Here is a 22,860-nt window from a genome sequence, read left to right on the forward strand (position 1 = left end):
CACTCCCCGGAAAAAATTTCACCACGGACAACATGATGACAACACACGTACAGCCAACCGATACATCTCCTCCATCCGTTCGGCGGTCGAAAGATGCATCGCGCACTGGAAGAACTGGAAAATCCTCAAGACCGGCTATCGCGGACGTCTTACAGAACTTCCCAACCTCATTCGCACCGTCACCCGCCTCGAACTTTACCGACTCGGCTGGTAAATGCTTATGAATAACGCTCTCTGACTCAGTTTTTACTGATTGGTGATTGACATACGTCGAAGGCGCTTTGCGGCGATCGTGCCTAAGCCGCGTGGGATTGCCGGCAAGGCTCATTCCTGTGCAAGGATAGTGCGAAGGAGATTGATTCATGGCTTCTACTGCCCTGATTGACGCCGGAAAAAATCGATTCGCGGACGCGATAGACGATTGTGGCTCGTATTTCACGTCTATTGATGCGCCTCTCGCTTCCAAGCAATTCGAGGAATATGGCCATACCGTGCGGAACGCTACTTCGGTCCGACAGGTGAGGCAGGTGGCATCGCTTGTCCGGGGAACGTTTGTGGGAACGATGACTGGCCTTGAGGAACGGTGCGTCCTCCACGCTGATCGGACCATCGATCGGGAGCGGACGAGGGGTTATGAAGAGGCGGTGCGCACAGTGCTGCGAGAAGCGCGCTTTTTTCGATGGTGGTATTGACATCCAGATTCTCCGGTATCGTGTCTGGTGAGTAGTTTCGGCCAACGGCTTGGTTCCCGGAAGGACAGGTATGCGGGTCGGCCGAACGACTCAACCGATCTCGAAGCGTCACTGCGACTCCAGTAAATATCTGGAAGGAAACACTCCTATGAAACTCTTCCGTCTGAGCGACCGACGCCGAGACGGGTACGCTGCGGCGCTCGCCCATCTGGCGGATCGATCGCCGCGAGAAACCTAGAGACTTATGCAAAATTCCCTGGCGCGCCCAGCGAACAGGCCTCTGACCAGGATTTTTGTGAAGCCCTACTCGAATTTTGCATAAGCCTCCTTTTACGCCGACCTTTTCGCCAAGCACGCCTGCCGAGCGCGAGAGGCGACGACGCTGGGGGAGATGCGGCAGGTGTGCAGGGCTGTCCTCTCCTCCTACGGGCTCAAGGACTGGGGCGTCGACAGTCAATGCGTCCGCCGACCCGACGGCTCTCTCGACGCCGAAGCGACGAATGAGCTCGGCGAGCACGCTGAGAACGTGCGGCAGCGTGCGCAGCTCATTTGGTGGCTGATCTGAGGCCCGAGGGCAGCCGACGGGTTCGCGACGCCGGGGGCCTGCTGACGCCGCACGCTCGGCGACTCCCACGCTCGGCGACTCTTCATGGAGCCGAGCGCCTCCGTCCCCCTGAATCTCCTCGGTAGGTCTAGGCACCGCCGTCCGCCGGTGTCGGGGACACCGACTGGACGAAATGGACCTCGCCGTTCAGGCTGACGAAGCCGCGGCCCACCGTCGGCGGCACCGGGAAACGGCGGGGGATCTGCGAACCGAAAAGATTGTTGTCGTTATCGATGTCGGGCTGCAGCAGCAGGATCGAACGGGAGGCCGCAGCCTTCTTCGTCCAGTTCCCGAAGTGATGACGCAGGTCGTTCGATCGGCCGGCCAGGACGACACAGAGCCCCGGCCTGCCCGACGAGATCAACCGCAGCAGCGACTGGTCGGAATCGTCCCAGCGCTCGGCGTCGTCGAGGAGGAGCAGCACGGGGCCGTCCTCCATCAGAAGCGACCCGAGAAGAGTCCGCAGCTCATCCGCGCCGACGGCGAGCCGGTCGAGGTCGGCGCCCGCCAGCGGGGACCGGCGATCACACGCGCCCCAGATCGCGACGGAGCCCGCGGCCCGCGCCGCTTCAGCCAGGGCGAGCAGCACGGTGGACTTGCCGGATCGCGCGGGGCCGGTGACGGTGATGTGCTCACCCTCGAACACCTGGAACGCCAGCGGGGCGAGGTCCGATTCGCCCAGACCGATCGGAAGCAGCCACGGCTCCTGGTCGAAGCGGGCTTTCAGCCCGAGCGCGCTCACCGCGACCCGCTCGGGGAGCGTGCCGACCGCGCTCGTCTTACTCCCGGCGTCCGGCCACAGGGCCACCACTTCGGCGATCGCCCGGTCGAGACCGACCGCTGCGGTCGCGACGTGGGTCTGCAGGAGCGACGCGACCAGGACGCAGCGACCCGGCACCGGAGCGGGCGCAGACGCCGGCTTCACGCCCGAGACGGAGTAGTCCTGTGGGTCCGCGAGGCGGAACAGCCACTTCTGCGTCGTCACCTCCTCCATGACGGAGGGGATCGCCTTCGCGCGGCTGGTCGTCACCGCGAAATGCAGGCCGAGCTCCGGTCCATCGGCGTAGGCGCGGGAGAACGCCTCCATCAGGGCTAGGCCCTCCCAGTCGGCGAACTCGTCCTTCAGCGTTGCGAGCCCGTCGATGAGCACCAGCGCCCGACGATGCTCACCGGGTGACGCCCGACGCCTGCGCACCTCGTCGCGGAGGTGACGGAGGAAACGGGTTTGCTTCTCGTGGGCACCGGCTCCCGCGCCCACGTAGGAGACGGTGTGCGGGAGGCGCGCGAGCGGGGCGCCGTCGCGGGAGCCGGCATCGAGGACGTACAGGTCGAGTTCGTCCGGTGAGAAATGGCGGGTCGCGGTCAGAGCGATCGAGGCGAGAGCCGTGCTCGTGCCGCTGCCGGGGACGCCGAGCAGGAGCAGATTCCCCTCGCCGAGGTCCCAGCCGGTCGCGACCTGGCGCTGGCGGTCGGGGTCGTCCGAGAGAGCGAACTGCAGGACGTCGTCGACGACGCGGCCGAGGTCGGATTCCTCCGCACCGAACCCACCGAAGGGCACAGCGTCGCCGAGTGGCGCCGGCCAGATCGGACGAGGTGGCGCGAATCCGGCATCGGCGTCCGCCTCCACCACGGCGTCGATCAGGAGGTCGAGATCGGTCGGTGCCGTCTCGTCGGCCGTGACCGGAGAGGGATCCTCGAGCGGCACCCCCGTGAATCCGACCAGCCGGACCTCGATCGCTTCGACCGCCGCCGCCTCCGCGCGCCCGGTGACCAGCGCGGTCTGCACCGGGGAGATGTCGTTCTGGCCGAGCTTCACGAAGGCCCGACCGGTCTGCGAGCGGGAGATCTCGGCAGCGCTCGCGACTCCGATCACGTTGGCGGAGTCGTCGCGGCTCTGCACGCGGAGAGCGACGCGGAGGTTGGTGTTCGCGAGAATGTCGTCGTTAACCACGCCCGCGGGACGCTGGGTTGCGAGGATCATGTGGACCCCGAGCGTCCGGCCGACGGCCGCGACGCTGACCAGCGAGGTCAGGACGTCGGGATGCTCTTTCGCCAGCATGGCGAACTCGTCCACGACGAGCAGGAGTCGTGGCATCGGCTCCGCCGGCGAGGTGGCCCAGTAGGCGTCGAGAGTGTCGACGCCCTCGCCCGCCGCGGCGAAGATCCGCTGACGCCGCTTCATTTCGGCCTCGAGGGCGCGCAGGGCACGGTCGGCGAGCTGCGCGTCGAGGTTGCTGATCGTGCCGATCGTGTGCGGGAGCCGCTCGCAGGCCGCGAACGCCGCTCCGCCCTTGAAGTCGATCAGCACGAAGTTGAGACGCGTCGGATCGTTCCAGGCGGCCAGGCCGGCGACGAAGGAGCGCAGGAACTCGCTCTTCCCCGAGCCGGTGGTGCCTCCCACCAGGCCGTGCGGGCCGTCGGCGACGAGGTCGAGCACGAGAGGACCGTGCTCCCCGGCTCCGACGGGCGCACGGACACCTCGTGCGCTCGACCACCACTTCCGGACGTCGGTGGCCGTCGGACGATCGGTCCCCAAGAGTGGCGGGAGCCGCACGAGCGAGGGGAGAGCCGCGCCCGCGGTGACGAGCTCGGGGTCCTCGAAGCGTGCCAGGTCTCGCGCGCAGCGCTCGGCCGTGGCGGGGGCGAGTCCGGCGAGCACCACATCCTCGACCGTCGTCCGCTCGTCGGGACGCGAGAGGACCGCCGATGCGTCCGCCCCGACCCGCACGACGACCGTGCAGGAGGCGGGGAGTTGCTCCTCCGACGCCGCGAGGACGACCCCGGAGATGCGGGTCGCGGGCTCGCGCTCACCGCGTCCGAGCCCGAGGAGCTCGCGTGCGGGGGCGTCGCGGCCCTCGGTCAGCACGTCCGAGTCCAGCACCAGGAGCACCCGCGGCGCGCGTTCGTCGCGAAGAGCGCGGAGGAGTTCGGTGCTGCGCTCGCGCCGGTCGGAGAGACGGCGCTCGCCACCGAGGAGCCGGGTGTGGGGGAGCCAGGAGGCCCAGCTCCAGTCGGAGTCGCGTCCCCGGTCGCAGAACACGCCGACGGCGAGGTCGGCCGGTCCGCAGTGGACGGCTGCCTGGCAGAGCAGGCTCCGCGCCAGGGCGAGGCTGCCCTCGCGATCGCCGACGATGCCGACAACACCCCCGTCGGCGAGATCGATCGACACGGGTGCGCTCGGGACCACGCTCTCCGCGAGGATCGCACGTACCTGCTCCTCGAGCCGTGACACTCCGCGCTGGTCGAGTGGGGGAGACCACGGGACGTCGCCCACGCCGATGTGCAGGCCGAGCACGTCCGGGGAGGTCGCGCGCCGCTGCCACAGCGAGGTGGCGGGTAGCGCTGCGCGACGGATCGTCGTCGCCGGGTCGGGCGCGTCCTCCTCGAGGCGGGCTCGCTCGAGACGTGCCGCGCGGGCGACGTCGTCGCGGAGCGTCTGCAGCGCCTCGCCGAAGCGGTGCTCCTCGGTTCGGATCGCTCGGGTGTGCCGGTGCCTCTGCTCGAACCACATGCCCACTCCGGCGACCGGACTGAGCGCGGCGAACAGGGCGTATCGGGCGTCGCCCATGATCAGGACCATCGCGAAGGCGAGGACCAGCGGCGCCGCGACGGTGATCACACTGAACTTCGTGGCGGACGCGATCTCGACGCGGGAGGGTGGGACGACCGCGTCGGCGGCGGCCGGTCGCCCCGGTCGCGGCGGCCGGTTGAAGGGCACGGTCGCATTCGCGGTCAGGTTGTTCAGGCTCCCCGGTTCGGGGGCGAGGGGCTCGTGCGGCGCGGCGCGGAGCAGGAGCGCCGCTCCTCCGGCGATGACGACCGCGGCGTCGGCCACGAGGACGCCCTCGCCGGTCGCGGGGACGCCGTCCACCAGGGTGCCGTTCGTGCTGTCCGCGTCCCGCACCCGCAGGGCGTCGCCCTCTCGGGTCGCAGAGAAGTGCTCCCAGGACGCGCTCGCCGTGTCGAGGACGACATCGGCGTGCGGGGATCGGCCGACGGTGAGCGGTCGACTCCGCGGGATCTCGATCACCGCCCCGGCCCCGAGCCCACCGGAGAGCGTGGCCGTCCAGCCGCGGACCGGTGCCGGCCGCGGCTCGGGAGAGCGGGCGATCCGTGTTCCCTCGAGCAGAAGCAGGTCGACCAGCCTGGTGTCGACCGGATGCAGGGCGGAGTCGACGGCGAGGGCCGTTCCGGACGGCGGACGATGCCCGGTGACGGCGTCGACGAGATCGCCGAGGGTCGCGGAACTGCGGTAACGCCCGAGGTCGATGTCGGTGCGGGCGTCGTCGAGGTCGAGGAGGAGTCGCATCGGTGCCCTCAGGTTCGGGTCTGCCCGGCGAACCAGAGCAGTGGCGGATCGGTGGGCCGCAGGCCGAGGTCCTGTGGCGACGCGTGCAAGGGAACGACCGCACTGGTGAGCGCGCTCGCCGTACCGAAGTCGAGCGCCGGCCCGACGAGGCCGTCGGCCGGTCCGACCGTGGATCCTGCGAGAGCGGCGGCGACCGAGGAGGGCGTGCTGCTGCCCGCTGCTGCCGCGGCTCGCACCAGCGCCACCACCGCGTCGTGGCTGGAGGCATCGGCGACTGCGGCGACGTCGTCGAACTCGCGATCTCCGAGGAGGGTCGTCCCCGCGGAGTCGTCCGCGGTCATCCGCACGGCGCCCAGGAAGGCGGAGGCCGCGCGGCCGCGCTCATCGCCGCGCAGGGCGACGGCGTCACCGGAGTCCGCACCGACGGTGGTGAGATCTCCCGAGAGAGTCCCTCCGGCGGCGATGAGTGCGGGAGCGAAGGCAGGGCTCAGGGCATCGGGCGTGAGGAGGACGGGCGCGCTCGTCCCGGCGGCCTGCAGAGCAGCGACCGCGACCGCCTGAGCGGCGGCGGGCCCGGACACGACCACGCGGTCCACCGTCTGCGTGCCCTCGAGGTGAGGTCGCGCGGCAGCGATCAGGGCGTCAGCGGTGGCCCCCGGGTCGGCAGTCACCGTCGCAGCGGGCGAGAGACCGTGCGGGGTGCCGCCACCGGCATCGACGAGGAGCACTCGGGCGTCGGCGCCGACCACCTCCACGAGTGCCGCGTCCGCCGCCGCGGTGTCCGGCGTGATCAGCCAGGCACCGTCGCCGGACCCGGCCGGGTCGCCGCCGTAGGGGAGGACGAGGGCGATCCCCGCGGCTCGGGCGGCCTCCACCGCGGCGCCGGTGTGCCCTCCACGAGTCGCGAGCACGATCCCCGACACGTGCTCGCCTGCCAGCTGCTCGATCGCGGCACGCGCTCCCTCGGGTGTCCCGTGATCATCGGCGGCGACGAGACCGACCTCGCACCCGCCCATCTCGAACCGGCGCGCGGCGACGACGGCTCCGTTCGCCGCATCCTTCCACTCCGCGCCCTCGCCCGGAGCCGCACTGAGGGAGACGACGACCCCGAGCTGCAGCTGCTCGGGCACCCGGGCGCAGGAGAGACCGACGGGGAGCGCCGCGACCGCGGTCGTTGGCGCCGATTGCGGAGGGAGGAGCGAGACGAGTGCCCCGCCGAGGGCCAGTAGTGCGCCGACCGTCGCGCCGATCAGCAGAAGTGTTCGCCGGTTTGGCCGGGACCGCGGCGCGGCGCGGCGAGCGAGGCGAGTCATCGGACGTCCCCGATCCGGAAGGAGTAGACAGTCTGCGTCCGTGTGCCGTCGGGGAGCTCGAGGTGGAACGCCGGCAGCGCGTCTGCGGCCCGGATCGAGGCCCGCTCCTGCGCTTGGGTGAGGAGGATTCCGGAGACGTCCTCGGAGCGGACCGCGGCATAGCCCTGAGCGTTCTGCGAAGCGAGGGCGAGCTGCACGTCCGCCGTGCCGACCTTGGCGGCGCTCGTGGTCATCGATCCGAGCAGGCCAGACCCGCCGACGCTCCGATCGCCCAGGTCGAGAAGCACCTTGTGCAGATCCGCGGCGAGCAAAGCGGAGGCCGCCTCGGTGTCGCGCGTGGAGGCGTCGATGGTCGTAGCGATCCTCGCGAGTGAGTCGCGGGTGCGCTCGGAGACCGCCTCCCCGATGCGGGCCTCAGCGGTGCTGAGTGCCTGATGCTCGGCATCGACGGTCGCTGCCGCGTCGGTGCGAATCCCGGACGCCGCCCCGTGCAGTCCCGACACCGACCGGCCGAACATCGCGGCGATCGCCTCGGCGTCGGCCTCCGACCGGGTCGATACGCGTCGCACCTGCTCGTCGAGGAGCGCGGAGACCGCCGAGGAGGCGGCCGCATCGGCCTCGGCGAACGCCTGCTCGATCGCCGGGGCGAGGGCGTCCTGCTGAGCGCTCAGAGCGTCGACGCGCACGCCGAGCGCGTCGCGTCGGGCCGTCAGCGCAGCGGCATCGGTGCGAAGCGCGGTGAGCAGCCCGGTGAGGCGCGCATCGTCGGAGCCGGCGGTCGCAGCGGCCGCGGCCACGTCGCTGCGGAGCGTGGCGAGCGCGGTCCGAAGCTCGGTGAGGTCGGCACCGGCGCCGGTGTCGCCGACGGCCGAGGCGACCGACGTCCACGCCTCGACCTGCTCCTTCAGCCGGTCGGCCACGGGGGCGGAGTAGCCCTTGGGCGTGTCGAGACGGCCCTTGCCGGAGCAGGGAGTCGCGGTGAGATAGGCCCGGAGCTCCTCGACGGAGCTGCGCGAGAGTCCGGTGGGAGCGCTCGTCGGGCGCGAGGTCGGAGACGGGGTCGGAGTCGTCGCGGTGGGAGTCGCGGGCAGCAGCTCGCAGAGCCGATCGGCCAGGTCCTGGTTCTGCGCCGACAACGAGCCCGCGGTACTCGGTGTGCCGATTTCGTCGAGCGCGGTCGTCGCGGCCGCGCCGACCGAGGCGACTGCCGTCTCCAGCTCGCCAGCGCCGGTGTCGAGCCCATCGAGGGTCGATGACAGTCCGGCCAGAGCCTCCGCGACGGATCCGTCCGGATCCGCGAGAGCACCGACGGCGCTCGAGGTCGCATCGACTCGGCTCGAGAGCGCGGCGTACTCCGCCTGCACCCCGGCCATCAGCTCGGGCTGTAAGGAGTCCACGAGCTCCTGCCCGCGACCGAGTAGCCCGAGCAGCACTGCGTCCACTGCGGCGCCGGAGGCGGCGAGCGAGCAGGTCATCGAGGGAGCGGTGCAGGCCTCGGCGGACGGCGCCTCCGGTCCGACGGCGCTGCGGAGCGCGGCGACGACCTCGTCCCGACAGGATCCGGTGGCCGTTCCGTAGGCGTCGAGCTCGGTCGTCAGGCGCAGCAGCTCCGAGTGGATCGAGCTGGGGCCGCTGCTGCCGCGCTCGACGGCTACGGCACAGCCGCTGCCCGAGAGCTTCGGCGTCGGCACCGTGGCGGACGTGTCGCCGAGCATTGCATCGACCGCGTCGATTGCCTGGGAGAGCTGCTGCAGCAGGCCGGACTCGGTGCCCGAGACCGTCTCCGACAGCTGGGACTTCAGCGTGGTGAGCTGCCCGGAGAGGCCCTGCATCGAGGCTGCCGTCGAGGCACTGCTGCTGCGCAGCTCCTCCGCCGTGCGGACGCCGAGCGTCTCGGAGGTCGCGTCGAGCGAGGTCCGTACTTCGGCGACGGTCGTGCCCGCCTGGGTGAGCAGGTCGTCGACGGCGGTGATCACCTCGATCGTGCGACGCTCGAGCGCGAGCGGCGAGGCGGCTCCGGTGTCGAAGGCCGCGTCGAGGGCACCCGCGATCGTCGGATCGGTGCTCAGCCCCGGCTGCACCGCCAGATCGAACGCGGGGACGGAGAAGTCGGTGACGTCCGCCACGAGTGTCAGCGTGGCGGTCGCGCCTCCGCCGGGCGGTGCGAGGAGGGAGGCCCACTGCACGACGGCGTCGCCGTGATCGTCGCGGCTCAGCACGCCGTTTGTGACGGCGCCCGACTCGCTCGAGGTGACCACGCGGCTCGGTGAGACGCCCGGCAGGACGGTCGAGGCGACGATTGTCAGCGGAGCGCCCACGAGCGCCGCGCGGCTCGCTGAGCGCCCAGCCACATCGAACGCGACCTCCTCGGCATGCACCGTCAGATTCTCGATCGCGAGTGAGATCTCTACCCGACCGGAGCGGCCCGCGAGCCCGGCCAGATCGGTGCCCGAGGCGTCGTCGGTGCGCCAGGTGGCGCGGATGCGGACCGGTAGGTCGGCGGCGACGGCGTGGGGATCGTAGGCGGTGGTCGTGACCGCGGTGTGGGACGCGTCGTCCCCGACGCCGAGGGCCGTCCCCTCGATCGCCCGCACGCCTCCGTCGGTCGAGGCGGACACGCTGACCGATTGCAGCACCCGCGACGCGGTGAGGGGCGGCGGCGCCGGCGGCGTGCAGCCCGCCAGCAGTCCGGTTGTGGCCGCGAGCGCGGCTCCGACGAGCGTCCTACGAATTCTCGTGCGCACTCTGTCCACCCCTCGTTTCGACGGGGCGCCGGTGGCGCCGCTCTCATCGACATGAGCGATGCTCGCAGAGAGGACGGGTGCAGGGAGGCGTTTGGCGCGCGGTGACCGGCACTGCGCGCCAGGGTCAGATCAGCTTCAGTTTCCTCCGTAGCGCCTGCACATGCCCGGTCGCCCGGACCCCGTACTGAGCGAATTCCAGTGCACCCTCAGCCCCGACCACGAACGTCGAGCGCAGGACGCCGACGACCGTCTTGCCGTAGAGCTTCTTCTCGCCCCAGACCGCGTAAGCACGGTGGACCGTCATGTCGGGGTCGCTCAGCAGCGGGTAGGTGATGCCCTGCGCGTCCGCCCACCGACGCAGGGCGTCCGGGGTGTCGCGCGAGAGCCCGAGCACCTCGTAGCCGGACTCTCGGAGGGACGCCGCGTTGTCGCGGAAGTCGCACGCCTCCGTGGTGCAGCCGGGGGTGTCCGCTTCGGGGTAGAAGAAGAGGATGACTCGACGCCCGTGGTACTCCGCCAGCGAGACGGGCTCCCCGTCCTGGTTCGGCAGCGTGAAAGCGGGAGCGGTGTCGCCGACGGCGAGGCGCGCCTCGGTCGGGAGGGGGGAGAGGTCGGTCATCGTCTGCTTCCGTCGGTCGTGGCGAAGGTGGTGAGGAGGCGCTGGAGCGAGTCGAGCCGCTCCGGTCCGCTGGCGCCCAGCAGGCCGCCCTCGACCGCCTCGATGATCGCGCAGTCGGGGGAGTCGGGCAGGTGCGTGCAGCCCCGCGGGCAGTCCTGCGCGATCACGGCGAGGGTCGTGAAGGCGCCGAGAATGTTGTCGGTGTTCACGTGGCCGAGTCCGAACGAGCGGACGCCGGGGGTGTCGATCACCCAGCCGTGTCGGTCACTGCGCTGCACGCGCAGCGAGACAGTGGAGGAGGAGGTGTGCCGGCCGCGGCCCGTCACCGTGTTGACGTGCCCGGTGGCGCGGTGCGCATCCGGGACGAGCTTGTTGACGAGCGTCGACTTGCCGACTCCGGAGTGCCCGACGACGACGGTCTCGTGGCCGAGCAGGGCCTCGGCGATCTCGTCGACGGGCGGCTCGTCCTGGCTCGAGAGGAACACGCGCAGGTCGAGCCCCTCGAAGTTGCGCAGGAACGGGGCCGGGTCCGCGAGGTCGGTCTTGGTGATGCAGAGCATCGGAGTGATCCCGGCGTCGAAGGCCGCGACGAGGTAGCGGTCGACCAGGCGCGTGCGCGGCTCGGGGTCGGCAGCGGCCACCACGCACAACATCTGGTCGGCGTTCGCCACGATCACGCGCTCGATCGCGTCGGTGTCATCGGCGCTGCGGCGCAGGAGGGTCGAGCGCTCGCGGATGCGGACGATCCGCGCGAGGGTCCCCTCATCCCCGCTGGAGTCGCCGACCACGTCGACGCGATCGCCGGCGACGATGGCCTGCCGCCGCAGCTCGCGGGCGCGAGCTGCCGTGAACTCGTGCTCCTCGGGCGTCCCGTCGCCGATCATCACCGTGTAGCGGCCGCGGTCGACTCCCAGCACCATCGCGCTCTCGGCGTCCTGGTAGGCCGGCCGGTTCTTCGTGCGCGGCTTGGTGCCCTTCGGATTCGGCCGCACCCGCGCGTCCGATTCGTCGTAGCCGTCGAAGTCGTCGAGAGCGCCGTCGGCGTCGAGGCCGCTGTCCGTCCACCACGACACGGGTCAGACCGATCGGGCGAGGGTCGACCACAGCTCCGGGAACTGGGGGAGGGTCTTCGCCGTCGTGGCGATGTCCTCGATCACCACGCCGGGGACGACCAGCCCGATCAGCGCACCGGCGTGCGCCATCCGGTGATCGGAGTAGGTGCGCCAGCGTCCGCCGTGCAGCTCGGCGGGCTCGATCCGCAGGCCGTCCGCGAGTTCGGTGACGTTCCCGCCGAGGCCGGTGATCTCGGCGGCGAGCGCGGCGAGGCGATCGGTCTCGTGGTGGCGGATGTGGCCGATGCCGGTGAAGGTGCTGGGGGTGGAGGCGAGCGCTGCGAGGGCCGCGAGGGCGGGAGCGAGCTCGCCGCCCTCGGAGAGGTCGAGGTCGACACCGAGGATCTCGTCGCCGCCGGTGACCACGAGGTCCTGCCCGTCGCGCTCGACGACGGCGCCGAACAGCGGCAGGATCCGCTCGAGATGCGCTCCGACCTGCGTCGTGACCGCGGGCCAGTGCCGCAGGCGGACGCGACCGCCGGTGACGAGCGCCCCCGCGAGGAACGGCGCCGCATTCGAGAGGTCGGGCTCGATCAGCACGTCGGCACCTGCGATCGGCTGCGGCGCGACCGCCCACTCGCCCTCGGCGGGTGTGCCCACCTCGACTCCGCGGGCCGCCAGAGCGGCAATCGTCATGTCGATGTGCGGTCGCGAGGGAACCGCGCTGCCCTCGTGGCGCAGGTGCAGCCCCTCGTCGAATCGTGCACCGGCCAGCAGAAGAGCCGAGACGAACTGGCTCGATCGGGAGGCGTCGACCACGACATCTCCGCCGCGGACGGACCCCGAGCCGTGCACGGTGAAGGGGAGCGCGCCGCGACCGTCATCGGCCACGTCGACTCCGAGCGAGCGGAGAGAGGTGACCGTGGCCCCCATCGGCCGTTTCGCAGCATACGCGTCGCCGTCGAAAGTGGTCGGGCCGAGCGCGAGGCCGGCCAGCGGCGGGACGAAGCGCATCACAGTGCCGGCGAGGCCGCAGTCGACCGTGGTCGAGCCGAGCAACTCCTCGGCCGGCTCGACGACGAGGTCGGGACCGAAGTCACCGGTCGCGCCCGTTTCGCGGATCGTGGTTCCGAGCGAGCGCAGCGCCTCGATCATCAGAGCGCTGTCGCGCGAGTGCAGCGGCGCTCGGAGCGTCGAGGGCCCGTCTGCCAGCGCCGAGAGCACGAGCTCGCGGTTGGTCAGCGACTTGGAGCCGGGCAGGCCGACCTCGGCGTCGAGGGCGCCGGCCGCCAGAGGTGCGGGCCAGGAGTCGTCGCCGGGCAGCGCACGGGCGTCGCCGTACGGATCGAACTCAGGAGCGGAATAACGCGAGAAGACCATCGGTTGTCAGGATAGTCGGCGCGCAGGGCGTCGGCCGGAGCGTGACGGAGGTGGAGCATGACAGCAGCACCCTCGACCCTCCCGCTCACCCGCAGGCGACCTCGACCCGCAACCCCGGTCCTACGCCGCGCCGCCGCCCTAGAATCGCTCGTGATGACTCGCGATGACGAACCCCGCACCACCTCCGCCGACGAGGCTCCCGCGCCCGCCGATGCGGAGCAGACGATCGTGGAGACCGTCGAGGAGTCCCTGGACGACGCTCCGGTCGAGGCACCCGTCGATCTGCGGTCCCTCTTCGAGCAGCAGGCCCTGCCCTTCATCGACCAGCTCTACGCGGCGGGTCTGCGGATGACGAAGAACCCCTCGGACGCGCAGGACCTCGTGCAGGAGACGTTCGCGAAGGCGTTCGGCGCATTCCGCCAGTTCGAGCAGGGCACCAACCTCAAGGCCTGGCTCTACCGCATCCTCACCAATACCTTCATCAACTCGTACCGCAAGAAGCAGCGCGAGCCCTACCAGAGCGCGATCGACGAGTTGGAGGACTGGCAGCTCGGCGGCGCCGAGTCGACCACCGCCACGTCCAGCCGCTCGGCCGAGGCGGAGGCGATCGACCATCTCCCCGACACCGCGGTGAAGGAGGCGCTCCAGGCGATCCCGGAAGACTTCCGGCTCGCCGTCTACTTCGCCGATGTCGAAGGCTTCTCCTACCAGGAGATCGCGGACATCATGAAGACCCCCGTCGGGACCGTCATGAGCCGGCTGCATCGCGGCCGGCGGATGTTGCGCGAACGACTCACCGACTACGCACGCGAGCGCGGATTCCGCGCCGCATTCACCACCGGGAGCACGACATGACCGACAGCGGCTGCACGAAGGCGAAGGCGGAACTGGAGGAGTACCTCCACAACGAGCTGTGCAAGGAGGACGCCGCCGACATCCGCGAGCACATGGCCGGATGCGTCGACTGCACCGACGAGGCGAAGGTCGGCGTCGTGCTGACCGTTGCCGTGCAGCGCGCCTGCAAGGAGACAGCGCCGGAGGACCTGCGTGCCCAGGTGCTCGGCATGCTCCGCGACGAGCACGCTGCGCACTCGTCCGCTCCTGCGCGCCTCTAGTCGAGCCGCTCGAAGCACCGCCGGCTCGCGAGAACAGGTCCGGCTCGCCGGATCGCGAGGATCCGACGAGCCGAACGGGATGTCGCGAGCCCGAGTCAGCGGCTGAGGGCCCGCGACAGCAGGTCGGCCTGCTCTGCGGCGTGCCGCTTGGCCGAGCCGGCCGCGGGGGAGGCTGCCGCCGGACGCGACACCACACGGATCGGGCGGCCCAGCGTCGGAGCCACCTCGAGCGCGATGAACGGCCAGGCTCCCTGGTTCTCGGGCTCGTCCTGCACCCAGACGAACTCCGCGTCGGGGTAGCGCTCGGCGATGCCGCGCAACTCCTCGATCGGCGCCGGGTAGTACTGCTCGACCCGGACCAGTGCGATGGCGTCGTCCGGCTTCTTCTCCAGCTCGGCCTTGAGGTCGTAGTGGACCTTGCCGGCGTGCAGCAGCACGCGCCGCACGGCCGAGGCGTCCTGGATCCGCGCATCGTCGATCACCGGTTCGAAGCGGCCCGAGGTGAAGGCCTCGACGGGACTCGACGCTCCGCGCAGGCGCAGCATCGCCTTCGGGGTGAAGACGACGAGCGGACGGCGCGGCCGCGAGTAGGCCTGTCGGCGCAGCAGGTGGAAGTACGACGCCGGCGTCGACGGGCGCGCGACGGTCATGTTCCGCTCGGCGCACATCTGCAGGTAGCGCTCGATCCGGGCCGACGAGTGGTCGGGCCCCTGGCCTTCGTAGCCGTGCGGAAGCAGAAGCACGAGTGAGGAGCGCTGGCCCCACTTCTGCTCGGCCGACGAGATGAACTCGTCGATCACGATCTGGGCGCCGTTCGCGAAGTCGCCGAACTGCGCCTCCCACAGCACGAGCGAGTCGGGCCGCTCGACCGAGTAGCCGTACTCGAATGCCATCGCCGCGTATTCCGAGAGCAGCGAGTCGTAGATCCAGAGCCGTGCCTGCTGCTCCGAGAGGTTCATCAGCGGCAGCCACTCCTGGCCGTTCTCGCGGTCGTGCAGCACGGCGTGGCGCTGGACGAAGGTGCCGCGGCGGGTGTCCTGGCCGACCAGTCGCACCGGGGTGTCCTCGAGCAGGAGTGAGCCGAGTGCGAGCAGCTCGCCGAACGCCCAGTCGATCGAGCCGGAGCGGCTCATCTCTGTGCGCTTGGTGAGGAGCTGCTGGAGCTTCGGGTGCACGGTGAAGCCCTCGGGCGGAGTGGTGAACGCGTCGCCGATGCGGGTGATGACCTCGTTCTTCACTCCGGTCACCTCGGGCTCGCCCGGGTAGTCCTCGCCCTGCTGCGCGTCGGGCAGCTCGAGGTCGGCCACGGAGTCGCCATTGGCGGTGATCACGGGGATCGCGCCGGTCTGCGCCGCGTGCGTCTCGGCGAAGGCGCGCTCCAGGCGGTCCTGGAAGTCCTGGTGCGCGTGGTCGTACTCCTCCTCGGTGATGTCGCCGCGGCCGACGAGCGCCTCGGTGTAGAGCTTGCGCACCGAGCGCTTCGCCTCGATCAGGCTGTACATCAGCGGCTGAGTCATCGAGGGGTCGTCGCCCTCGTTGTGCCCTCGGCGGCGGTAGCAGATCAGGTCGATGACCACGTCGCGGTGGAAACGCTGGCGGTATTCGAACGCGAGCTGGCCGACATGCACGACGGCCTCCGGGTCGTCGCCGTTCACGTGGAAGATCGGCGCCTGGATGGACTTCGCGCCGTCGGTCGAGTAGATCGAGGTGCGCGCCTCGTGCGGCGGGGTCGTGAATCCGACCTGGTTGTTGATGTTGATGTGGATCGTGCCGCCGGTGCGGTACGCGCGCAGCTGCGACATCTGCAGGGTCTCGACGACCACGCCCTGCCCCGCCATCGCCGCGTCGCCGTGGACGAGGATCGGCAGCGTGGTGAACGTGCCGATGGGCTTGCGGTCCTGCTTGGCACGGACGATGCCCTCGAGCACGCCGTTGACGGCCTCGAGGTGGGAGGGGTTCGCCGCGAGGTACACGGGGATCTCCTCGCCCGCCGCGCCGCGGAAGGTGCCCTCGGTGCCGAGGTGGTACTTCACGTCTCCGGAGCCCTGGACCGTACGCGGGTCCTGCGTGCCCTCGAACTCGCGGAAGATCTGGCCGTAGGTCTTACCGGCGATGTTGGTCAAGACGTTCAGACGGCCGCGGTGGGCCATGCCGATCGCGACCTCGTCGAGCTGCTCGTCGGCCGCGCCCTGCAGGACGGCGTCCAGGAGCGCGATGAGCGACTCCCCGCCCTCGAGCGAGAAGCGCTTCTGGCCCACGTACTTGGTCTGCAAGAAAGTCTCGAAGGCCTCGGCCTCGTTGAGCTTGCCGAGGATGCGCAGCTGCTCGTCGTGGCCCGGCTTCTCGTAGCCGCGTTCGAGCTTGTGCTGCATCCAGGCGCGCTGGTCCGGATCCTGGATGTGCATGTATTCGACGCCGACCGTGCGGCAGTACGAATCGCGCAGGATCCCGAGGATGTCGCGGAGCTTGAGCTGGCGCTTGCCGCCGAAGCCGTCGGTGACGAACTCGCGGTCGAGGTCCCAGAAGGTGAGTCCGTGGCTCTCGATGGCGAGGTCGGGGTGGGAGCGCTGCACGTACTCCAGCGGATCCACGTCGGCCATCAGGTGGCCGCGGACGCGGAACGAATTGATGAGCTCCTGCACGCGGGCGGTCTTGGAGACGCGCTCGGCGAGATCGACGGCGATGTCGGTCGACCAGTGGATCGGGTCGTACGGGATGCGCAGTGCGGCGAAGATGTCCTCGTAGAAGTCGCGGCCGCCGAGCAGTAGCTCGTGCACGATCCCCAGGAATTCGCCCGAGCCGGCGCCCTGAATGACGCGGTGGTCGTACGTCGAGGTGAGGGTGATGGTCTTGCCGATGCCCAGCTCGACCAGCGTCTTCTCGGACGCGCCCTGGAACTCGGCCGGGTATTCGAGGGCGCCCGCGCCGATGATGCAGCCCTGGCCCTTCATCAGCCGGGGGACGGAGTGGACCGTCCCGATGCCGCCGGGGTTCGTCAGCGAGAGGGTGGTGCCGGCGAAGTCGCCGGCGACGAGCTTGTTGCCGCGGGCGCGCTTGACCAGGTCCTCATAGGCCGAGAGGTAGGCGGTGAAGCTGAGCGTGTCGGCCCGCTTGATGCTCGGGACGAGCAGGGCACGGGTGCCGTCGGGCTTGGGCATGTCGATCGCGATGCCCAGGTTGACGTGCGCGGGAGCGACGACCGCCGGCTTGCCGTCGACCTCGTCGTAGAAGACGTTCTGGCTCGGAAAGTCCTTGAGAGCGCGGATGAGCGCCCAGCCGATCACGTGGGTGAACGAGACCTTGCCGCCGCGGGTGCGGCGCAGGTGGTTATTGATCACGATGCGGTTGTCGATCATCAGCTTCGCCGGGATCGTGCGGACGCTCGTGGCAGTGGGGATGCTGAGGCTGGCGTCCATGTTCGTCGCGAGGCTTTTCGCCATACCGCGCAGCGGAGTGACGACGTCCTCGTCCGGCGTGGAGTCCTCCGCCGCAGGCTTGCTCACCGGCGCGTCGGCCGGGATCGGCTGGGCCTTGGGCTGCATCGACGTGGTGCGGGAGGCGGGGGTCTGCTCGGAGGAGGTGGCGGCGGGATGGGTCACCGCACCTCCGCCGCTCGAGGAGATCCGCTCGGCGGCCGGTGCCTGCTTCGCCGCGGCGGGGGCGGGCGCCGACGCCGTCTTGCCGGAGTTCGCGAGCTGGGCGCCGTAGCGCTCGAGGATCGGCCACCAGGACTCGTCCACCGAGGCCCGGTCGGCGCTGTACTGCTCGTACAGCTCCTCCACGAGCCACTCGTTGGCTCCGAAGTCCTCCGCGCCCTGCTCTGTTCCTGCTCCGGTCAACTGGCTCGACACAGCCGATCGCCCACTCTCTCCGTTGATTCGTCTTCGATCATCCGGACGGGCCCGTCGCATCCCTCGGCTCCTGCTCCCGCAGCGGAGGAGGTCGTCCTCGCACCACGGGAACCGGTGCCCTCGCCTGGTCCCGTCCCGGTCGCCCAGCCTAGCCCCGTTCCCTGCACGGCCGACCCGGGGCCGCGCCGCAGTAGCGTTTCCTCATGCGTTTCTCTGGCGGCACCCCCTCAGGCGACCTCACCTACTCGGACGTGTTCCTCGTCCCAGGCCGCTCGTCCGTGACGAGCCGCCTGGACGTGTCCCTTGCTCCGGGCGACGGCACGGGGGCGACGATCCCGATCGTCTCCTCGAATATGAACTCCGTCACGGGGCAGCGTCTGGCGGCGACGCTGGCTCGCCGCGGCGGCCTCGGTGTCCTCCCGCAGGACATGCCCCTGCAGGCCCTGGACGCCGCGATCCGCTGGGTGAAGCGCCAGCCGGTCGCCTTCTCCGGCGCCCTCACCGCCTCGCCGGCCACCACCGTGGAGGAGGCGCTGCGCATCCTGCCGGCCGTCGCCGGCCACGGCTTCGTGGTGCAGGAGGAGGACGGCGCGATCCTGGGCTGTGTCCCGGCCTCGCGCCTGGCGACCGCCCTGCGGACGCGCGGCTGGGCGACCTCGTGCACAGCGCCACTGCCTCCATCGACGCCGACGACGTGCCCACCGCGCGCGCCGCCTTCGATCTCATGGTGGCCGCCGACCTCGACTTCGCCCCGGTGCTGCACCACGGCGCCCTGGTCGGCACGCTCTCGCGCACCGGCGCGCTCCGCTCCACCGTCTACGACCCCGCCCTGGACGCCGACGGGCGGCTGCGCGTCGCGGCGGCGCTCGGCATCAACGGCGATGTGGAGGCAAAGGCGCGCGCGCTCGTCGCGGCGGGCGTCGACGTGCTGGTCCTCGACACCGCGCACGGCCATCAGGAGGGGATGCTGCGGGCGCTCCGGACGGTCTCGGCGCTCGATCTCGGCGTGCCGATCGCGGCGGGCAACGTCGTCACGGCCGATGCGGTGCACGACCTCGTCGACGCGGGGGCGGACATCCTCAAGGTCGGTGTCGGCCCGGGCGCGATGTGCACGACCCGGATGATGACGGCGGTCGGTCGCCCGCAGTTCTCGGCGGTCCTCGAGACGGCGGAGCGCGCTCGCGAGCTGGGCGCCCACGTCTGGGCGGACGGCGGTGTGCGCTACCCGCGCGACGTCGCCCTCGCGCTGGCTGCGGGCGCCGCCTCCGTGATGATCGGCTCCTGGTTCGCGGGCACGATCGAGGCGCCGGGGGAGCTGCGCAGTGACGCGGCTGGCCGGATCTACAAGGAGAGCTGGGGTATGGCGTCGGCCAAGGCGGTGCAGGAGCGATTCGACCGCCTCGACGCGTACGAGCTGGCCCGCAAGCGCCTCTTCGCCGAGGGCATCTCCTCCTCCACCATCTATCTCGACCCGCTGCGCCCCTCGGTCGAGGATCTGCTCGACATGATCACCTCGGGCGTACGTTCCTCTTTCACGTACGCCGGCGCCCGGAGCGTGGCCGACTTCCACGAGCGCGCGCACGTCGGCCTCCAATCCGCCGCAGGCTACGAGGAGGGCAAGGCGCTGCCGGTCAGCTGGTGAGCGGTCCCCGCGTGCTAGAACCGAGCCCATGACCATCGTCGACAACGCCGTGTACGTCGACGGCCGCCGGATCCGGAACCCCGACTCGCTCGAGGACACCTTCGAGTTGATGCGGGACGAGCGCGGTATGGCCTGGATCGGGCTGTACCGGCCGAGCCGCGAGGAGGTCGAGGCGGTCGCTGAGGAGTTCGGCCTGCATCCGCTCGCCGTGGAGGACGCGCTCAGCGGGCACCAGCGGGCCAAGCTCGAGCGCTACGACGACGGGCTGTTCGTGGTGTTGCGGCCGGCGCGCTACGCGGACGCCGCCGAGGCGGTCGTCTTCGGCGAGCTGCACGTCTTCGTGGGCCCGGACTTCGTGGTGACCATCCGGCACGCCGACTCGCCGGACCTCGCCCGAGTGCGGCGGCGGCTGGAGGAGGATCCGGCGCTGCTGGCCCGAGGCCCGGAGGCCGTCCTCTACGCGATCCTCGACCAGGTCGTCGACGAGTACGCGCCCGTGGTCTTCGGCGTGCAGGGCGACGTGGACGAGATCGAGGACCAGCTCTTCGGCGACGACTCCGAGGACGGACTCTCGGAGCGCATCTACCGCCTCTCGCGCGAGGTCATCCACTTCCAGCGCTCGGTGCAGCCGCTGACCGCGCTGGTGCACGAATTGCTGCAGGAGTCCGCGCCCGCGGAGGGGGAGCCCGCGCCCTCGCCGGAGCGGATCGAGCTGCGCCGTTCCCTGCGCGACGTGCTCGATCACACCATCCGGGTCACGGAGGCGGTCGACTCCCTCCGCGCGATCCTGGACAAGGCGCTCACGGTGCACTCCACCTTGGTCTCGCGGCGCCAGACCGAGGCCGGGCTCGCTCAGAACGACGTGGTCCGCAGGATCTCCTCGTGGGCGGCGATCCTGTTCGCTCCGACGCTCGTGGCCGGCATCTACGGGATGAACTTCGACGACATGCCGGAGCTGCACTGGCGGCTCGGCTACCCCTGGGCGCTGGGCCTGATGGTGCTGTTCGGATTCGCGCTCTACGCGGTGTTCAAGCGGAAGAAATGGCTCTGACCAAGCGCCGCGGAGCAGTCCCGCCCCTGGCCCCCGCCCGGTAGACTCGACGCCACAATGGACGACCCTCCCTCTGCGCATCCGCCCTGTGCTGACTTCTTCTGTGCTGACTTCTCCTGTGCTGACCATTCCTGTGCTGACGTCTCCTGTGCTGACCATTTCTGTGCCGCCGCTTTCCCGGTCCGGCTCGTTCAGTACGGCTCGCACCACGCTCTCGTGACCGGGGGCGCGCACCGTGGGAAGTGAGTGGCTCCTGCTCGGCGTCGGCCTCCTGCTGACGGTGGGCACCGGCGTCTTCGTCGCCAGCGAGTTCGCGCTGGTCAACCTCGACCGCGCCGACCTCGAGGCCCGACGCGACCGCGGCGAGACCCGCCTCGGGATGACGATCGCCGCACTCCGGGTCACCTCGACGCACCTCTCGAGCGCGCAGCTGGGAATCACGCTCACGACGCTGCTGACCGGGTACACGATGGAGCCGGCGCTCTCGACGCTGCTCCAGGAGCCGTTCAGCGGGCTCGGCATTCCGGAGGAGGCGCTCGCGCCGGTGATGACGGTCGTCGCGATCGTCATCGCGACCCTGCTGTCGATGATCCTCGGCGAGCTGGTCCCCAAGAACTTCGCCCTCGCGCTGCCGCGAGCGACCGCGAAGCTCGTCGTACCGCTCCAGACCGCGTTCACGACGGTGTTCCGCCCGGCCGTCGCCCTGCTGAACGGCAGCGCGAACGCCCTGCTGCGCCTGGTCGGCATCGAGCCGAAGGAGGAGCTCTCCGGCGCCCGCAGCGCCGAGGAGCTCTCGAGCCTCGTGCGCCACTCGGCCAGTGCCGGACTGCTCGAGGAGGACACTGCCGACCTGCTCGGGCGCACCCTCCGCTTCTCCGCTCTGACCGCGGGCGACGTGATGACGCCGCGCCTGCGCCTGTCGACGGTCGAGCGGGCGAGCACGGCCCAGGACGTGCTCGACCTCGCCCGCACCACCGGGTTCTCTCGCTTCCCGATCACCGACGACGACATCGACGACATCGTCGGAGTCGTGCACGTCAAGCAGGCCGTCGCGGTGCCCCGCGGCAAGCGTTCGGACGTGCCGGTCACGGCGCTGCGCTCGGAGCCGCTCCGCGTCCCCGAGACGATGAAGCTCGACGTGCTGCTCACGGAGCTGCGCGGGCGGGGCTTCCAACTCGCGGTCGTCGTCGACGAGTACGGCGGAACGGCTGGCGTCGCGACGCTCGAGGACCTCGTCGAGGAGCTGGTCGGCGAGGTCGCCGACGAGCACGACCGCTCCCGCGCCGACGTGGTGAAGCTCCCCGGCTCCACCACCTTCCCCGGAATGCTCCGCCCCGACGAGGTCCTCGACCGCGCGGGCGTCCACATCCCCGAGGAGGGACCCTACGAGACGGTCGCCGGCTTCGTGATGAGCGAGCTCGGCCGCCTCCCCGCCGTCGGCGACCAGGTCGACGTCGAGGGCGGCTCCCTCCGCGTCGAGCGGCTCGACGGCCGCCGCATCGACCGCCTCCGCTTCACCCCGGACCCCGACGCGGATCCCGACGGGATCCCCGATCCGCTCGCCGACGTCGCCCGCGGACACCGCGGCCGGAAGGAGACCGACGATGAGTGACTGGGCCGGAATCGCCTGGCTCGTGGTGCTCCTCGCCGCGAACGCCTTCTTCGTCGGAGCGGAGTTCGCGGTCATCTCCGCGCGCCGCTCCCAGATCGAGCCCCTCGCAGAGAGCGGACGTCGCAGCGCGATCACCGCGCTCGCCGCGATGGAGCACGCCACCCTCATGCTCGCGACCACGCAGCTGGGTATCACGGTCTGCTCGCTGCTGATCCTGAACGTCAGCGAGCCGGCGATCCACCACCTGCTCGAAGTGCCGCTGCACGCCGTCGGCATCCCCGACGAGTTCTCCGGCACCGTCGCCTTCGTGATCACCCTGCTGATCGTGTCCTTCCTGCACGTGGTGCTCGGCGAGATGGTGCCCAAGAACATCTCGTTCTCGATGCCCGACCGCGCCGTCCTGCTCCTGGCGCCGCCACTGGTCGCCATCGCCCGAGTGCTCCGGCCGATCATCGTCGCCCTCAACGCGATCTCGAACGGGGTGCTCCGCCTCGTCAAGGTGGAACCCAAGGACGAGGCGAACAGCACCTTCACGCTCGAGGAGGTGCAGACGATCGTCGACCAATCCACCCGCGAAGGCACCCTCCGCGACTCGACCGGCACCCTCCTCGCCGCGTTCGAGTTCACCGAAAAAAAGGTCCAGGACGTCGCCCTGCCCCTCGACGGCATTGTCAGCCTCCCCAGCGGAGCGACCCCCGCAGACGTCGAACGCGCCGTCGCCAAACACGGCTTCTCGCGGTACGTGATCCTCGGAGACGACGGAACCCCCGAGGGCTACATCCACCTCAAGGACGTCCTCGACCTCGACGGCGACACCGAAGGCGCGAAGTTCCGCCTCCCCGTCCCCGCGAAACGGATCCGCCAACTCGCCTCGAT

At 70.5% G+C, this 22,860-nt stretch carries 14 protein-coding genes and 1 pseudogene; 8 read left to right on the plus strand and 7 right to left on the minus strand.

What is annotated here, in order from left to right:
• A partial coding sequence (locus C5D07_RS08135) for a transposase family protein (protein ID WP_146079783.1) occupies nt 1–214 on the plus strand: 214 nt, incomplete at its 5' end.
• 878 nt (nt 215–1,092) lie between these two features.
• On the plus strand, nt 1,093–1,257 hold the full coding sequence (locus tag C5D07_RS15750) for a hypothetical protein (protein WP_170063526.1): 165 nt from the start codon (nt 1,093–1,095) through the stop codon (nt 1,255–1,257).
• A gap of 127 nt (nt 1,258–1,384) precedes the next feature.
• Here the strand turns inward: C5D07_RS15750 and C5D07_RS08140 are convergent, their stop codons facing one another.
• The 6 genes from C5D07_RS08140 to aroA form a co-directional block, all read right to left on the minus strand.
• The gene (locus tag C5D07_RS08140; RefSeq protein ID WP_104259097.1) at nt 1,385–5,605 is read right to left on the minus strand and encodes a type VII secretion EssC family protein; all 4,221 of its coding nucleotides are present in this window, start codon (nt 5,603–5,605) and stop codon (nt 1,385–1,387) included.
• A gap of 8 nt (nt 5,606–5,613) precedes the next feature.
• Nucleotides 5,614–6,918, minus strand: coding sequence for a hypothetical protein (locus tag C5D07_RS08145; RefSeq protein ID WP_068254343.1), 1,305 nt, complete (start codon nt 6,916–6,918; stop codon nt 5,614–5,616).
• A complete protein-coding gene (locus C5D07_RS08150) occupies nt 6,915–9,671 on the minus strand; it encodes a hypothetical protein (protein WP_146079789.1) in 2,757 nt (918 codons plus the stop codon). The genes C5D07_RS08145 and C5D07_RS08150 overlap by 4 nt, the downstream gene beginning before the upstream one ends.
• 115 nt (nt 9,672–9,786) lie before the next feature.
• Nucleotides 9,787–10,281, minus strand: a complete 495-nt coding sequence (gene bcp / locus C5D07_RS08160; protein ID WP_068254341.1) for a thioredoxin-dependent thiol peroxidase — start codon at nt 10,279–10,281, stop codon at nt 9,787–9,789.
• Nucleotides 10,278–11,354: a ribosome small subunit-dependent GTPase A gene (gene rsgA, locus C5D07_RS08165; RefSeq protein ID WP_068254340.1), complete on the minus strand. Its 1,077-nt coding sequence runs from the start codon at nt 11,352–11,354 to the stop codon at nt 10,278–10,280. Before rsgA ends, bcp begins: the two co-directional genes overlap by 4 nt.
• 3 nt (nt 11,355–11,357) lie before the next feature.
• Entirely contained in the window at nt 11,358–12,713 is a 1,356-nt protein-coding gene (gene aroA / locus C5D07_RS08170; protein WP_104259100.1) for a 3-phosphoshikimate 1-carboxyvinyltransferase, read from the minus strand.
• A 153-nt stretch (nt 12,714–12,866) separates the two neighbouring features.
• On the opposite strand from aroA, the gene C5D07_RS08175 reads away from it, so the two are divergent.
• On the plus strand, nt 12,867–13,568 hold the full coding sequence (locus C5D07_RS08175; RefSeq protein ID WP_068254335.1) for a sigma-70 family RNA polymerase sigma factor: 702 nt from the start codon (nt 12,867–12,869) through the stop codon (nt 13,566–13,568).
• Nucleotides 13,565–13,828, plus strand: a complete 264-nt coding sequence (locus C5D07_RS08180) for a zf-HC2 domain-containing protein (protein WP_068254334.1) — start codon at nt 13,565–13,567, stop codon at nt 13,826–13,828. Before C5D07_RS08175 ends, C5D07_RS08180 begins: the two co-directional genes overlap by 4 nt.
• Before the next feature lie 95 nt (nt 13,829–13,923).
• Here C5D07_RS08180 and C5D07_RS08185 read toward each other — a convergent pair whose 3' ends face one another.
• Nucleotides 13,924–17,679: a multifunctional oxoglutarate decarboxylase/oxoglutarate dehydrogenase thiamine pyrophosphate-binding subunit/dihydrolipoyllysine-residue succinyltransferase subunit gene (locus C5D07_RS08185; protein ID WP_181134374.1), complete on the minus strand. Its 3,756-nt coding sequence runs from the start codon at nt 17,677–17,679 to the stop codon at nt 13,924–13,926.
• A gap of 203 nt (nt 17,680–17,882) precedes the next feature.
• On the opposite strand from C5D07_RS08185, the pseudogene guaB1 reads away from it, so the two are divergent.
• From guaB1 to C5D07_RS08205, 4 genes and pseudogenes are all read left to right on the plus strand, one after another.
• Nucleotides 17,883–19,321 (plus strand): annotated as a pseudogene (guaB1, locus tag C5D07_RS08190) (GMP reductase).
• Nucleotides 19,322–19,349: 28 nt separating this feature from the next.
• Nucleotides 19,350–20,372 carry a magnesium/cobalt transporter CorA gene (gene corA / locus C5D07_RS08195; protein WP_068254332.1) on the plus strand — a complete coding sequence of 341 codons (1,023 nt, stop codon included), beginning with the start codon at nt 19,350–19,352 and terminating at the stop codon, nt 20,370–20,372.
• Between the two features lie 235 nt (nt 20,373–20,607).
• Nucleotides 20,608–21,984 (plus strand): hemolysin family protein, encoded by a 1,377-nt coding sequence (locus C5D07_RS08200; RefSeq protein WP_249028203.1) that lies wholly within the window; start codon nt 20,608–20,610, stop codon nt 21,982–21,984.
• Nucleotides 21,977–22,860: hemolysin family protein (locus tag C5D07_RS08205; protein WP_104259102.1), on the plus strand; the 884-nt coding region annotated here is incomplete at its 3' end. The genes C5D07_RS08200 and C5D07_RS08205, both read left to right, overlap by 8 nt.

The organism is Rathayibacter tritici, from assembly GCF_002932875.1.
Lineage (GTDB): Bacteria > Actinomycetota > Actinomycetes > Actinomycetales > Microbacteriaceae > Rathayibacter > Rathayibacter tritici.

Bases quoted from the DNA above. Each gene is read 5' to 3' on its own strand.
- C5D07_RS08140 (WP_104259097.1), bottom strand. From the start codon at position 5,605: ATGCGACTCCTCCTCGACCTCGACGACGCCCGCACCGACATCGACCTC.
- C5D07_RS08145 (WP_068254343.1), bottom strand. From the start codon at position 6,918: ATGACTCGCCTCGCTCGCCGCGCCGCGCCGCGGTCCCGGCCAAACCGG.
- bcp (WP_068254341.1), bottom strand. From the start codon at position 10,281: ATGACCGACCTCTCCCCCCTCCCGACCGAGGCGCGCCTCGCCGTCGGC.
- aroA (WP_104259100.1), bottom strand. From the start codon at position 12,713: ATGGTCTTCTCGCGTTATTCCGCTCCTGAGTTCGATCCGTACGGCGAC.
- C5D07_RS08175 (WP_068254335.1), top strand. From the start codon at position 12,867: ATGACTCGCGATGACGAACCCCGCACCACCTCCGCCGACGAGGCTCCC.
- C5D07_RS08180 (WP_068254334.1), top strand. From the start codon at position 13,565: ATGACCGACAGCGGCTGCACGAAGGCGAAGGCGGAACTGGAGGAGTAC.
- corA (WP_068254332.1), top strand. From the start codon at position 19,350: ATGACCATCGTCGACAACGCCGTGTACGTCGACGGCCGCCGGATCCGG.